At 62.1% G+C, this 13,169-nt stretch carries 11 protein-coding genes; 9 read left to right on the top strand and 2 right to left on the bottom strand.

All coding sequences use genetic code 11. The features are described from left to right. Positions 1 to 2 precede the first annotated feature (2 nt). The 3 genes from BLU46_RS16645 (at position 3) to BLU46_RS16635 (ending at position 3,270) form a co-directional block, all read left to right on the top strand. Positions 3 to 995 carry an AraC family transcriptional regulator gene (locus tag BLU46_RS16645; RefSeq protein WP_093203579.1) on the top strand — a complete coding sequence of 331 codons (993 nt, stop codon included), beginning with the start codon at positions 3 to 5 and terminating at the stop codon, positions 993 to 995. Positions 996 to 1,147: 152 nt separating this feature from the next. Then, positions 1,148 to 2,182, top strand: a complete 1,035-nt coding sequence (locus BLU46_RS16640; protein ID WP_093203575.1) for a histone deacetylase family protein — start codon at positions 1,148 to 1,150, stop codon at positions 2,180 to 2,182. Continuing rightward, complete coding sequence (locus BLU46_RS16635) at positions 2,179 to 3,270, top strand: polyamine ABC transporter substrate-binding protein (RefSeq protein ID WP_093203570.1); 1,092 nt, start codon at positions 2,179 to 2,181, stop codon at positions 3,268 to 3,270. The genes BLU46_RS16640 and BLU46_RS16635 overlap by 4 nt, the downstream gene beginning before the upstream one ends. A gap of 21 nt (positions 3,271 to 3,291) precedes the next feature. On the opposite strand, the gene pdxR is transcribed toward BLU46_RS16635, so the two are convergent. Further along, positions 3,292 to 4,854 (bottom strand): MocR-like pyridoxine biosynthesis transcription factor PdxR, encoded by a 1,563-nt coding sequence (pdxR, locus tag BLU46_RS16630; RefSeq protein WP_093203565.1) that lies wholly within the window; start codon positions 4,852 to 4,854, stop codon positions 3,292 to 3,294. Positions 4,855 to 4,944: 90 nt separating this feature from the next. Here pdxR and BLU46_RS16625 point away from each other — a divergent pair, with 90 nt between their 5' ends. The 3 genes from BLU46_RS16625 to BLU46_RS16615 are packed head-to-tail and all read left to right on the top strand — an operon-like array spanning position 4,945 to position 6,708. Further along, positions 4,945 to 5,580, top strand: coding sequence for an FMN-binding negative transcriptional regulator (locus BLU46_RS16625; RefSeq protein WP_063033799.1), 636 nt, complete (start codon positions 4,945 to 4,947; stop codon positions 5,578 to 5,580). Beyond that, positions 5,577 to 6,023, top strand: coding sequence for a GNAT family N-acetyltransferase (locus BLU46_RS16620; protein ID WP_063033798.1), 447 nt, complete (start codon positions 5,577 to 5,579; stop codon positions 6,021 to 6,023). The genes BLU46_RS16625 and BLU46_RS16620 overlap by 4 nt, the downstream gene beginning before the upstream one ends. A 13-nt stretch (positions 6,024 to 6,036) precedes the next feature. Further along, entirely contained in the window at positions 6,037 to 6,708 is a 672-nt protein-coding gene (locus BLU46_RS16615) for a GNAT family N-acetyltransferase (protein ID WP_093203561.1), read from the top strand. 141 nt (positions 6,709 to 6,849) lie between these two features. On the opposite strand, the gene BLU46_RS16610 is transcribed toward BLU46_RS16615, so the two are convergent. Continuing rightward, on the bottom strand, positions 6,850 to 7,116 hold the full coding sequence (locus tag BLU46_RS16610; RefSeq protein WP_093203557.1) for a hypothetical protein: 267 nt from the start codon (positions 7,114 to 7,116) through the stop codon (positions 6,850 to 6,852). A 419-nt stretch (positions 7,117 to 7,535) separates the two neighbouring features. Here BLU46_RS16610 and BLU46_RS16605 point away from each other — a divergent pair, with 419 nt between their 5' ends. From BLU46_RS16605 to BLU46_RS16595, 3 genes are all read left to right on the top strand, one after another. Further along, positions 7,536 to 10,508 carry an autotransporter outer membrane beta-barrel domain-containing protein gene (locus BLU46_RS16605; protein ID WP_093203553.1) on the top strand — a complete coding sequence of 991 codons (2,973 nt, stop codon included), beginning with the start codon at positions 7,536 to 7,538 and terminating at the stop codon, positions 10,506 to 10,508. 111 nt (positions 10,509 to 10,619) lie between these two features. Further along, on the top strand, positions 10,620 to 11,948 hold the full coding sequence (locus tag BLU46_RS16600; RefSeq protein WP_093203549.1) for an autotransporter outer membrane beta-barrel domain-containing protein: 1,329 nt from the start codon (positions 10,620 to 10,622) through the stop codon (positions 11,946 to 11,948). A 111-nt stretch (positions 11,949 to 12,059) separates the two neighbouring features. After that, positions 12,060 to 13,133, top strand: coding sequence for a hypothetical protein (locus BLU46_RS16595; protein WP_093203545.1), 1,074 nt, complete (start codon positions 12,060 to 12,062; stop codon positions 13,131 to 13,133). Positions 13,134 to 13,169 lie beyond the last annotated feature (36 nt).

Raw genomic sequence — 13,169 nt, 5'->3', positions numbered from 1 at the left:
CCATGTTGCATTCACACCTCACCACCCTCAACGCCGTCTCCCTGGTACTCGGCACCTTCAAGGCCCAGGGCATGCCCAGCGAAGCGTTGCTGGCCGGCAGCGGTATCTGCGCGGCCGACCTGGGCCGCGCCGATGCGCGTATTACCACCCACCAGGAGATGCGGGTGTGTGCCAATGCCGTGGCGTTGCAGCAGGATATCGGCCTGGAACTGGGCCAGCGCATGCATGTTTCGTCCTACGGCATGCTTGGCTATGCCCTGCTCACCAGTGCCACCTTCGGTGACGCTTTGCGCCTGGCCCTGTGTTATCCCGCACTGTTGGGAACACTCTTTGAGCTGAGCCTGGTGCAAGAAGAGGAGCGCATCTGGTTCACCGCCAGCGATTATCGAGAAGACCCGGCGCTGGCGATGTTCAACGTCGAACTGTGCCTGGTCTCGTTGAAAGTCATCTGCGACGACTTGCTGGGTCAGCCCCTGCCCTTGCTCGGCGCGCGCTTTGAACACGACGCCCCGGCCTATCGGGCCCACTACGCCGAACACTTCGATTGCCCGCTGCAATTTGAAGCCACGGCCAATGCGTTTGCCTTCGACCGCCGCTGGCTAGACCAGCCATTGCCCCTGGCCGATGCGGTAACGCACCAGGCCATGGCCGAGCGCTGCCGCAAGCAGAACACCGAATTCACCGGGCGCCAGGCCTGGCTGGGGCGGATTCGCCAATTGCTGGGGTCGCAGTTGCACGCGGCCCCGGGCCTTGATGGGCTGGCGCTGCAGATGAACTGTTCAGCTCGCACCCTGCGCCGGCATTTGCAGAACCTGGGGTGCAGCTACCAGGAACTGCTCGACGAGCTACGCTTCGAGCGGGCCAAGCAGTTGCTGGGGGAAGATGCGCTGCCGATCCATCGGATTGCCGAGCAGTTGGGTTTCAGCGAGACCGCCAGTTTCCGCCATGCATTTGTACGCTGGAGCGGGGTCGCGCCCAGCCAGTTCCGGCCTTGATCCATTCAAGGGCATGGCTGCGCTATTGAGGGGCGAATTGCGGACAGATAATTTGGCCATATAGATCTCCTTTTGGCCGCTCCTGCCATTCTCATAAACCGCGCCCGCCGCAAGACTGGACCTCACCGATTCAGCCTGCGGAGAACAACAATATGCTGACGATCTACTCGGACGATCACCACCTGCACCATGGCCGGTGCGAGTTGATGGACGGGCAACTGATGCCGTGTTTCGAAATGCCCTCGCGCGCCGACCACGTGCTGCAACGCGTCAGGGATCGCGAACTGGGACCGGTGCAAGCCCCGGAGGATTTTGGCCTGGCGCCGCTGCAACGTATTCACAGCCCGGCATACCTGGACTTCTTCAAAGACGCCTGGCAACGCTGGACGGCATTTGGCCAAGACGGGGACTTGCTGCCCTACACCTGGCCCGCACGCACCTTGCGCCGGGTCATCCCCACCAGCCTGCACGGCCAGCTCGGCTATTACAGCTTCGACGGCGGCGCGCCGATCACCGCCGGTACCTGGCAAGCGGCCTACAGCGCAGCGCAAGTCGCGCTGACGGCGCAACAGGCGATCCAGCAAGGCGCCCGCAGTGCCTTCGCCTTGTGCCGTCCGCCCGGGCACCATGCCGCCAGCGACTTGATGGGCGGCTATTGCTACCTGAACAACGCGGCGATCGCAGCCCAGGCGTTTCTCGACCAGGGCCACGGGAAGGTCGCCATCCTCGACGTGGACTACCACCACGGCAACGGTACCCAGTCGATTTTCTACGAGCGCAGCGATGTGCTGTTCACCTCGATTCATGGCCATCCGGAAGCCGAGTTTCCGTTCTTCCTGGGCTACGCCGACGAGTTGGGCGAAGGCGCCGGTGAAGGTTTCAACTTCAATTACCCGCTGCCTGCAGGTTCTGGCTGGGACCGCTGGAGTGCCGCCCTGGAGCAGGCGTGTGAGGAGATTGAACGCTATGGCGCCGACATCATCGTGGTCTCGCTGGGCGTGGACACCTTCAAGGACGACCCGATCTCCCAGTTCAAGCTCGACAGCCCCGACTACCTGGCGATGGGTGCGCGAATCGCCCGCCTCGGCAAACCGACGCTGTTTGTGATGGAAGGCGGCTACGCCGTGGAAGAAATCGGCATCAATGCCGTCAACGTTCTCGAAGGTTTTGAGGGATTCGCCCAATGAACATGCTCAAGCATCTCGTCCTCTGCGCTGCCGTGCTGAGCGGGGCCGCGCACGCCGAAGAAAGAACCCTGCGGGTCTACAACTGGTTCGACTACATCACCCCCAAGGCCCTGGAAGATTTCAAGGCGCAGAACCCCAGCGTCAAGCTGGTCTACGACATCTTCGACACCAACGAGGCCCTGGAGGCCAAGCTGCTGACCGGCAACTCCGGCTATGACGTGGTGGTGCCGTCCAACGTGTTCCTGGCCAAGCAGATCGAAGCCTCGGTGTTCCAGCCGCTGGACCGAAGCAAACTGCCCAACTGGAACCACCTCGATCCCAAGTTGATGAAGCTGATCGAGGCCAACGACCCCGGCAATAAATTCGCCGTGCCCTACATGTACGGCACCATCCTGATCGGTTTCAACCCGGACAAGGTCAAGGCCGCGCTGGGGGCCAACGCGCCCGTGGACAGCTGGGACTTGATCTTCAACGTCGAAAACATCAGCAAGCTCAAGCAATGCGGCGTGGCGCTGCTGGATTCGCCTTCGGAAATTCTGCCGCTGGCCCTGCAGCACCTGGGCCTGGACCCCAACAGCAGCAACCCGGCGGACTATGTCAAAGCCGAAGCGCTGCTGATGAAGATTCGCCCGTACATCACCTATTTCCACTCGTCCAAGTACATGGCCGACATTGCCAACGGTGACATCTGCGTGGCGGTCGGCTATTCCGGCAGCTTCTCCCAGGCCGCCAACCGCGCCAAGGAAGCCAAGAACGGCGTGACCGTGGACATGCGACTGCCGAAAGAAGGCGCGCCGATCTGGTTCGACATGCTCGCCATCCCCAAAGGCGCCAAGGACCCGGAAGACGCCTACGCCTTTATCAACTATCTGCTGCAACCCGGCGTAATTGCGCCGATCAGCGATTTTGTCGGCTACCCCAACCCCAACAAGGACGCCACCGGGTTGGTGGATCCGGCGATTCGCAACAACCCCAACCTGTACCCGACCGAGGCGGCCATGGCCACGCTGTATACCCTCAAGCCCCTGGGACGTGACGCCGAACGGGCCAGGACCCGCGCCTGGACCAAGATCAAGTCAGGCACCTGATCGGTTACCGCCGGTTGCGCCTCAGCGCGTAACCGGCGCGTGCCAAACCTGGCCCAAGCGCTTCAACGCCTGACTGATCTGCGCCTCGGGCACGGCAGCAAACCCCAACACCAATCCGGCACGCTGATCCTGCGGCGTGAGTGAGTCCGGCAGCCAATAGTTGCTCAGGCCATTGATCTCCACACCCACCGCCGCGGCCTGGGCGATCAGCGCCTTTTCCCGCGCCAGGCTGTCGACCCGCACGGTCAAGTGCAGCCCGGCCGCCACTGACGGTAGGCGGCCAACGCCATCGATACCGGCGGGCCATTCGGCCACCAGCGCATTGAGCCGGCTTTGCGCGGCTCGGCGCATGCGGCGCACATGGCGTTGGAAATGCCCGGTCGCCATGAACTCCGCCATCACCGCTTGAGTGCTGACTTCCGAGTGGCGCACGTCCACCGCGCGGCGCCGGGCAAAGGCCTGGACCAGGCCGACCGGCAACACCAGGTAACCCAGGCGTAGCGCCGGAAAGGCCACCTTGCCGAAGGTCCCGACATACAGCACCCGCCCCGTACGATCGAGGGCTGCCAATGGCGCCAAGGGCGCGCCGCTGTAGCGGTACTCACCGTCGTAGTCGTCCTCGACGATCCAGCCGCCCGTACGCTCGGCCCAGGCCAGCAGTTCCAGGCGCCGGGCCAGGCTCATCACCACACCCGTTGGGTATTGATGCGACGGGGTGACGTAGGCCAGACGGCAACTGCCGAGGCCGTTCAAGGCAGCGCAGTCGATGCCCTCGCTGTCCACCGTCACGCCATGCAATTGGCCCCCCGCCACCGCGAACGCATGGCCCGCCGCCCGATACCCAGGGTTTTCGATGGCAACCGCATCGCCGGGCTCCACCAGCAACTGTGCACAAAGGCTGATTGCCTGCTGCGCGCCACTGGTGATCACTATTTGCTCAGCACTGCACTGCATGCCGCGAGAACTGCGCAAATAGGCAGCAATCAATCCACGCAGGCGCTCGTCGCCGGCTGGGTCGCCATAACACAGTTGCTGCAAGTCCGGCTTGCGCCAGAAAGCCGCATTCAGCTTGGCCCACACGTCGAAGGGGAACAGATCAAAAGCCGGTACGCCCACCCTGAAAGCCCTCGGCGGACCGCTGGGTGGAAGTGCCAAATGATTGTTTTCCACCCGCGCCAACGCACCGCTGTGGATAACTTGACTGGACGAAACCCCAGGTAAATCCGCCCGATTTGTGGATAACCCTGGGGATAAGCCTGTTGATAACCCTGTGGACACTTTTGTGGATAGTTTTTTTGCGGGCGTCGGCGTCTGCGGCAATTGCGCCACATAGGTGCCATCACCCACGCGGCCCTCAATAAATCCTTCGGCATACAGCTGGTCGTAAGCGCGGACCACGCTGTTGCGTGAGATCGACAGTGCCGCCGCCAGGTCGCGGCTGGCGGGGAGCCGGGTGCCACTGACCAGCCGGCCATCCAATACCCGCTGGCGCAGCGCCTGATAGAGCTGGCGCGTGAGGCCCTGGCGACGGTCCAACTCGATACCCGCCGGGTTGAACGAGAGCGGTGGTTCTAACGCAGGCATGGAATTGGACCTATGAAATTGACTGTAGATGGCTCTTACAACGAACCAATAGCCTGCCTAGGATGCAGGCATTCGCCAAGGAAAATCTTCATGTACACACCACGCGCCTTTGCCCTCGATGACTTGCCTGAAATCCAGCAACTGATCCAGCACACGCGCTTGGCGCAACTGGTGACCTTTGGTGAACAAGGCCTGCAAGCCAGCCATTTGCCGCTGCTGCTCAACCCTGATGAAGGGCCCAACGGCACCCTTTACGGGCACATGGCCAAGGCCAATCGCCAATGGCAGGACCTGCAAAATGGCGGCGAGGCCCTGGTGATTTTTGCCGGTGCCGAGGCCTACGTCAGCCCATCGTTCTACCCGGCCAAGGCCGAACACGGCAAAGTGGTGCCGACCTGGAATTACATCGCGGTACACGCCTATGGCACCGGCGAAGTGTTCACCGATGCCGAGCGCCTGCTGGAGCTGGTCAGCGCCCTCACCGACCGCCATGAAGTCAATCGCGCCCAACCCTGGAAAGTCAGCGACGCCCCGGCCGACTACATCGACGGCATGCTCAAGGCCATCGTCGGCTTTGCCCTGCCGATCCAACGCCTGGAAGGCAAACGAAAACTCAGCCAGAACCGCAGCCCGGCGGACATCGCCGGCGTTCGTGAGGGCCTGGCGGCCAGCACCGACGTGCGCGACCAGACCCTCGCCCGCTTTATTCCCAAGGAGCCAACATGAGCCAGATCGAAATCCGCCAGGTCAGCGCCGCCGACCACGCCGCGTGGCTGCCCCTGTGGCAAGCCTACCTGCGCTTCTACAACACCGAGTTGCCGGACGCCGTCAGCCAGAACACCTGGCAACGCCTGATCGACGCCCATGAGCCGACCCATTCGGCCCTGGCCTGGCAGGACGGCAAGGCCGTAGGCATGGTCAACTTCATCTACCATCGGTCCAACTGGAGCATCGAAGACTCCTGCTACCTGCAGGATTTGCTGGTAGACCCGGCCCAACGTGGCACCGGCGTCGGCCGCAAACTGATCGAGTTCGTCTACGCCACCGCCAAGGCCGACGGCTGCTGCAAGGTCCACTGGTTGACCCACGAGACCAACGCCACCGCCATCCAGCTTTACGAACGCATCGCCGAACGCCCCGGCTTTATCCAGTTTCGCAAAGGTCTTTAAGGAGAAGCACAGCATGACGACATCATTGGCCGACTGGAAAGGCGTCCCGGCGCCTACCGTCACCCTTATCGAAGGGCGCTTCATCCGCCTGGAAAAACTCGACCCGGCCCGCCATGGCGATGACCTGTTCAACGCCCTGCAAGGCCCCGGCGCGGATCCGACGTTATGGGATTATTTGCCTTACGGCCCGTTCCCCGAGCGCGCCGCCTTCGACGCCTGGCTGAACAACCATGCGTCCCACAGCGACCCGTACTTCTTCAGCGTGATCGACAAAGCCAGCGGCGACGTACAAGGCATCCTCAGCCTGATGTCCATCGTGCCCGAGCAAGGCCGCATCGAAATCGGCCACGTGACCTTCGGCGCACCGATGCAGCGCTCACCGAAAAGCACCGAGGCGGTGTACCTGCTGGCCAAGCACTCGTTTGAACTGGGCAATCGTCGCCTGGAATGGAAGTGCAACAACGCCAACGCCCGCTCCAAAAATGCGGCCGAGCGGTTGGGATTCAGTTTTGAAGGGGTGTTTCGCCAGCACACCGTGGTCAAGGGCCGGAACCGGGATACGGCGTGGTATTCGATCCTGGATGGAGAATGGCCGGCGATTGGGGCCGGGTTCGAGCGTTGGCTCTCGGATGAAAACCAGGCGGGTTCGGGTCAACTGAAAACGCTGGTGGAGTGCCGTACCTAAGCCACCCTGCCCCCTGACAAATGTGGGAGCGGGCTTGCTCGCGAAAGCGGTGTATCAGTCACAAATGTATTAACTGACCCACCGTCATCGCGGGCAAGCCCGGCTCCCACATTGTATCTTCAGCGTATCCGGGCCTTGTGCTCAGCCAACCCTGCCCTCTTTCCACCCCAACGCCTGCAAGGCGTCACAACCATCCTGCAACAACAGCTGCGCCGCCGAGGCGAAGTGTTGCAGGTCCGCGCCCTCCACGCGCTCGGTACTCAGACAGATCACGCTATTGAGCAAATTGCGGGCAGCCTCGATGCGCTGGGTGGCGGTTTCGAGTAGCCCGCGGGCGTCGGCATCGGGGTTGAGGAACAAGACAGGGTCACAACTAATGTTGCTATCGAGCGGAGTGTAGTCAGGCATGGGTATATCGCATTTTATTAAATGAAAACGGCCACCCAATGCGGCTAAACAAATCGGGCAGCAAAAAGCGCCACGTCTGAACGGGCGCTTGTGCATCATTTTTCTCTCGACCGGCTAAGGTCGATTACCGATGAATCGGCAACCGCAGAACTATAGGTGAGCCCTCGAACGATACACACTGCCAAAGAGGACAATAGCCGCACTTAACGCCTTTTCCTACAAGCTTCTACGACGCTTCAACGCTCCCACCTTCAATTCAAACGGACTGAACACGGCAAGCTGCAATATATTGCGTTTATTGCATGATAAAGCTGCAAAAACTGCAATAACTTGCACTCTTCCGTCACCTCCCCGCCATCATTCTGTAAAAAACCTCCGCTATACAGGTCGACTCTTTTCCAAAAACAAGGTCGCCCGCCATGCCCCCTTCGCCCCAGCGCCTTGCGCTCACCCTCGGCCTGCTGGTCAGCAGCGGTTTTGTCGATGCGGCGCCCACGCCAACCAAGACGCTGCAGATCGACACGCCGACCACCACCGGGCAAACCCTGAGCGGCAGTGACTCGCTGACGATCTCGGCACCGGGCAGTATCACCACCTCCAAAGTCGCGGTGACCTTGAAGGACGGCACCACCGGCAATGGCGTGGTGATCGACAACGCCGGCAGCATTACCTCCACGGGTGGCCGGGCCATCGACAGCAGCGGCGATCTCACCGCCGCGCGCAACTACAGCATCTACAACCGCGCCGGCGGCGTGATCCAGGGTGCCAACGACGCGCTGCGCATCGACAGCAATTTCGCCAGCGGCAGCCTGTTGATCGACAACAGCGGCACCATTCGCTCTGCCACCGGCCAAGGTCTGGACCTGGATGCGATCCGCAGCCCCAACGTCACCACCACTATCATCAACCGCCAGGGCGGGTTGATTCGCGGCGACGCCAGCGACGGCATGAAGACCGGCGGCAACGCCAGCATCACCAACTACGGCGAGATTTCCACCGGCGACACTCACTCGCGCGATGACAAATTCGACGGCGTCGACATCGACTCCGCCACCGGCGTGACCGTCACCAACTACGGCCTCATCTCCGGCGGGCGCCACGGCATCACCACCGACCTGGGCGCCACGCTGACCAACTACGGCACGGTGATCGGCCGTAACGGCTCGGGCTTTGGCTCCGACGGCGACGGCACGGTGATCAACCACGGCACCATCACTGGCGCATTCTCCGGACTGCAGCCGGATGGCGACGGCGACGGCGTGGACATCGACAAGATCGCCCACATCGAAAACTACGGAGTCATCCAAGGCGTAGGCGCCGGTGGCGTCGACAAGAACGGCTTTGCCAACGGCAGCGAAGGCATCGCCCTTGGCGGTGGCTATGTGTTCAACGGTGTCGGTGCGCTGGTGAGCGGCGCCAATAACGCGGTGCTGGTGGACGACGGCAGCGACGGCTCGGGACTGGCAGCCACGACCCTGATCAACCACGGCACCATCCAGGGCCTGGATGGCTTCGGCGTGAAGTTCGTCGGCGAGTTTGCCGACACGGTGGTCAACGCTGGCTTGATCAGCGGCAGCAACGGCCTGGCCCTGGATTTGGGCGGCGGCGATGACAAGCTGACCCTGCTCGGCGGCAGCCGTTTTGTCGGCGTGGTGGATGGCGGCACGGGATATGACCGCGTGATCATGGACGACGCCGCCGGCGGCAGTTTCGGCGACAGCCGCAACTTTGAATGGCTGGACGTGAAGCAAGGCACCTGGACCCTCACCGGCAGCGGTGACTTCAGCGATGGCGGCGAGATTTTCAGCGGCGCGAAGCTGATCAACCAAGGCGGGATCGCCGGCAACGTGACCGTCGATGAAGGCGGTATTTATGCCGGTGGCGGCAGCGTCGGCAGCCTGTTGGTCAAAGGCACGTTGCAGACAAACACTGCACTCGGCACCGCCAGCATCATCCGCGACCTGACCATGACCAGCGGCTCGACCCTGGCCTATGGCGTGAATGCCGACGGCAGCAGCGCTCCAGTCCAGGTCGGTAGCACGGCCTACCTGAATGGCGCGACCCTGGCGGTCAATCCCGGCACCGGCACCTACCCGTGGCAAAGCCATTACACGGTGCTGCAGGCCGGCAGCATCAATGGCACATTCGGCAAGGTCACCAGCGACTATGCCTTCCTCACCCCCACCCTGGATTACAGCCCTACCCAGGTTGGCCTGACCTATACCCGCAACGACGTGGCCTTCAATCAGTTCGCCAACACCGGCAACGGCACCAGCGCCGCCAACGCCCTGGCAACCCTGGGCAACAATAACCCGCTGTATAACGCCCTGCTCAACACCGCCAACAGCAGCGCCGGTGCCGCCATCGAGCAACTGGCAGGCAGCAGCACTGCCAACCTGACCAGCGCGACCCTCGGCGCCAGCGCCCAGGTCGGCAACAGCATGCTGAGCGCCATGCATCAACTGGGCGGCGGCGCAGGATTGCTGGTGGGCCTTGATCAAAAAGACACCCCCGTTCTGGCCGCCACTGGCGTACCCGCCGAAGCTCGTAACCTCAACGATCCGAATGCCCGAGGCCGCCTGTGGCTGCAAGGCATCGGCAGCTACGGCAAGCTCGACGGCAACCACGGCAGTAACGGCTTGACCCAGCGCACCAAAGGCAGTGTGCTGGGGGCCGATTGGGCACTCGATTCGGAGTGGCGCGTGGGCGTACTGGGCGGTTACTCGAAGACCGACCTGGACACCACCGGCGTCGATGGCAGCGTCGACAGCTGGCACGCAGGTATCTACGCCATGCGCCAGAGCGGCCCGTTGGCCTTGCGCCTGGGCGCCGCCTACAGCGGGCACCAGGGCGACAGCAAACGCACCGTGGCCTTCGACGGTTTCAACGATCGCCCCAAAGGTGACTACGACGCCAACAGCCAACAAGCCTTCGCCGAACTGGGTTATGCCTTGGGCAGCGGGCGTCTGAGCGCCGAGCCGTTCGCCAACCTCGGCTACCAGCGCTACCACCGCGACAGCTACAACGAAAAAGGCGGTGCTGCGGCCCTGCATGTCGACGGGCAAACCCAGGACAATTTCAGCAGCACGTTCGGCCTGCGCCTGGCACACCTGAGCCAGCTCGACAATGGCATCAGCCTCACGCCACGGGTCAGCGCCGGCTGGAAACACACCTACGGCGATGTCGACAGCAGCACTCGCCAGGCCTTCCTGATGGGCGGTACCGCGTTCAACGTCGAAGGCAGCGCACTGGACCGTGACAGCTTGATGCTGGAGGCCGGGCTGGATGTTGGCCTGTCGGCACGCCACACGCTGGGTGTGGGCTACAGCGGCGAAATAGGCAGTAACAGCCGCAATCACGGGTTGATCGGGCAATGGCAGATGAGTTTTTAATCGCAGCCCACTAGAGACATCTCTGGCAAGGCAAGGGTGGATAGCCTGACATTTATCCGCCCTTTACCTCGCTAGATTTCCCGACCTCATACATCAAGAGGTTCGGTTTACATGCCACTCCTACAGAAACAGCTCGCTGTCGCCATCATCTTCGCACTGGGAGCCAACAGCGCCCAATTCGTCCAGGCGCAAGAGGAGATTGATCCAGACAGCGAGTGGCTCACCCCACAACCGGCGGTAGGCCAGCAGGGCCACCCGTATCCCAAGCCACCCGAGCCCACTCCCGACTTCTACTTCGCCGACCAAGCGACCACCCGCAACGGCCAGCAGGTCGCTCGCGTCTTGGACTCGGCCGTGGATACCCTTCTCGAGTCGGGAAAGCTCAACGAATGGCAAGAATATCAACTGGAAAGCTTCACCCGGGACCTCGACAATCTGGCACCAGGCCGTGCGGGTGCGGTCCTTGAGCAACTGGCAGGCAGCCAGAACGCCAACCTTGGCACCGCCACTCAAGACAGCATGAAACAGCTCAATAGCAGCCTGCTTTCAGCCATGCGCCAACTGAGCGACGACCGCAACGTCAGCAATGGCGCAGGCAATGGTCGCGTCTGGCTCCAGGCTCTGGGCGACACTGGCAAGCTCGATGGGCAGCACGGTAGCGCGGGTCTGGATCGCCGAACCACTGGCCTGATGCTAGGTGGCGACTGGGCAGTGAATGACGCATGGCGAGTGGGTGTAATGGGCGCCAAGTCTGCCAGCGACCTGAGCGCCAAACGCTTCAAGGGTGATCTGGACAGCTGGCACCTTGGTGGTTACGCGGTGCGGCAGGACGGGCCCCTGGCCCTGCGCCTGGGTGCGATCTACAGCGGCCATGCCGGCCAATCCAAACGCTCCGTGGACTCTGACTTCGTCGATTATCGCGAGCAGGCCAAAGGCAAATACAACGCCCAAAGCCAGAACGCTTTCGCCGAACTGGGCTATCAACTGGACAAGGGCAGCTTCAGCGTCGAACCCTTTGCCGGTGTCGGCTACCAGCGCTATCACCGTGACAGCTACCAGGAAAAAGGCGGCTTCACAGCGCTGAACGTCGGCACCCAGACCCAGGAAAACCTCAGCAGTACCTTCGGCCTGCGCATGACCAGCGCGTTTGAGCTGGACAACCGGATGACCTTGAAACCGCATCTGAGCACTAGCTGGAAGCATCTCTACGGCGACGTGGACAGCAGCGTGCGCCAATCCTCAGCCTTGATAAAACGACCAAGCTTCAACAGTGACTTCAGCATCGAAGGCACCTCCCTTGACCGTGACAGCCTCACCTTGCACACCGGGCTCGACCTGGCACTCTCGGCACAACAGACCATGGGCCTGGCCTATACCGCCGAGGTCGGCGGCAACAGCCTTCAACAAGGACTGATGGGCAACTGGCGGATGGCGTTCTAACCTCGGTGAATTGAGGAAGAATCCCGCAAGCATCGGCCCGATGTCCTGACAGTCATCAACCCGGGTTGCTCGCTACATTCCGGTCTCTTTCACCCAAGAGGCCGGAACATTATGTCGTCGACAATCCCGTACCTTCCTTCCCTAGGCTCCCTGCTGGCCTACGGCACTCGGTCACTCGCCGAGGCCGTCGCACCTCGCCCACCTTCAGCCGCCCCCGTCAGCGCAAACTTCACCTCCATCTCCGTAACCCTCAACAATGGGGCAGGACTGGACATCGATAATGTCAGCCAGCTGATTTCCCCCTACGCCAAAACCGGTCCCCGCACTTCACTGCGAGGCATCGAAATCACCAACTCGCCTACCGCCACGACCCAGGGCCTTTCAAGCGCCGGCCAGAATCCTGTCTGGCTGGAAAACCAGGGCCTTATCGAAAACAAAAAGGGTACCGGGGTAAAACTTGCGGGCAACCAGGCGGACGAGGTGGTGAACGCAGGCTTGATCAAAGGCAGCAACGGCATTGCCCTGGACATGGGCGGCGGCGACGACCTGTTGATTGTGCGCGGCAGCGGCGGTTTCGACGGTGCAGTCGACGGAGGCAGCGGCACCAACCAGGTGCTGCTGGACAGCGCCAAGGGTGGCACCTTTGACGGTGCCAGCCAGATGCAACACCTCTGGGTCGGCAGCGGCACCTGGACCTTGACCGGCCCCGTGCCCGCCAACCAGAAGGGTGAGGTCTACGCCGACGCAACCCTGATCAACAAAAGCCGAATCGGTGGGGAGATGCACATACGCCCGGGCGGCACCTACGCAGGTGGCACCATTGGCAGCCTGAATGTCGCGGGCACCCTGCTGCTCGACCCGGCTACGAAGTCGCAGACCAGGGTCAAGGACACCTTGAGCCTTGAACCAGATTCGACACTGGCCTTCAAGGTCGGCAAGGACGAAGCCCACAGCACTTTGAAAGTCGAGAACCGCGCCCTCTTGAACAACGCCACGCTGAACATCGAAGTCACGGCCGAGAATGACCAGCTTCTGGGGCGCCAGCTACGGGTGGTTGATGCCCAGCAGGTAGACGGCCAGTTCGGCACGGTCACCAGCAACCTGAAGGCCTACACCCCCGAGCTGATCTACACCCCAACCGGGGCTTCTGTGGCGTTCAAACCCAAGGAAGCCGTGGCGGCCTGAGGGCAAATTCCAGGCGAAAAAAAAGGGGGCACATGC

The sequence above is a fragment of the Pseudomonas yamanorum genome, assembly GCF_900105735.1.
Classification (GTDB): Bacteria; Pseudomonadota; Gammaproteobacteria; order Pseudomonadales; family Pseudomonadaceae; genus Aquipseudomonas; species Aquipseudomonas yamanorum.
Note: the sequence above shows the minus strand (reverse complement) of the source record. Positions and strands in the feature narration are given on the sequence as shown.

What these genes read in the sequence shown, in the direction of transcription:
- BLU46_RS16640 (WP_093203575.1), top strand. Translation starts at nt 1,148, where the DNA reads ATGCTGACGATCTACTCGGACGATCACCACCTGCACCATGGCCGGTGC.
- BLU46_RS16605 (WP_093203553.1), top strand. Translation starts at nt 7,536, where the DNA reads ATGCCCCCTTCGCCCCAGCGCCTTGCGCTCACCCTCGGCCTGCTGGTC.
- BLU46_RS16615 (WP_093203561.1), top strand. Translation starts at nt 6,037, where the DNA reads ATGACGACATCATTGGCCGACTGGAAAGGCGTCCCGGCGCCTACCGTC.
- BLU46_RS16635 (WP_093203570.1), top strand. Translation starts at nt 2,179, where the DNA reads ATGAACATGCTCAAGCATCTCGTCCTCTGCGCTGCCGTGCTGAGCGGG.
- BLU46_RS16645 (WP_093203579.1), top strand. Translation starts at nt 3, where the DNA reads ATGTTGCATTCACACCTCACCACCCTCAACGCCGTCTCCCTGGTACTC.
- BLU46_RS16610 (WP_093203557.1), bottom strand. Translation starts at nt 7,116, where the DNA reads ATGCCTGACTACACTCCGCTCGATAGCAACATTAGTTGTGACCCTGTC.
- BLU46_RS16595 (WP_093203545.1), top strand. Translation starts at nt 12,060, where the DNA reads ATGTCGTCGACAATCCCGTACCTTCCTTCCCTAGGCTCCCTGCTGGCC.
- BLU46_RS16625 (WP_063033799.1), top strand. Translation starts at nt 4,945, where the DNA reads ATGTACACACCACGCGCCTTTGCCCTCGATGACTTGCCTGAAATCCAG.
- pdxR (WP_093203565.1), bottom strand. Translation starts at nt 4,854, where the DNA reads ATGCCTGCGTTAGAACCACCGCTCTCGTTCAACCCGGCGGGTATCGAG.
- BLU46_RS16620 (WP_063033798.1), top strand. Translation starts at nt 5,577, where the DNA reads ATGAGCCAGATCGAAATCCGCCAGGTCAGCGCCGCCGACCACGCCGCG.
- BLU46_RS16600 (WP_093203549.1), top strand. Translation starts at nt 10,620, where the DNA reads ATGCCACTCCTACAGAAACAGCTCGCTGTCGCCATCATCTTCGCACTG.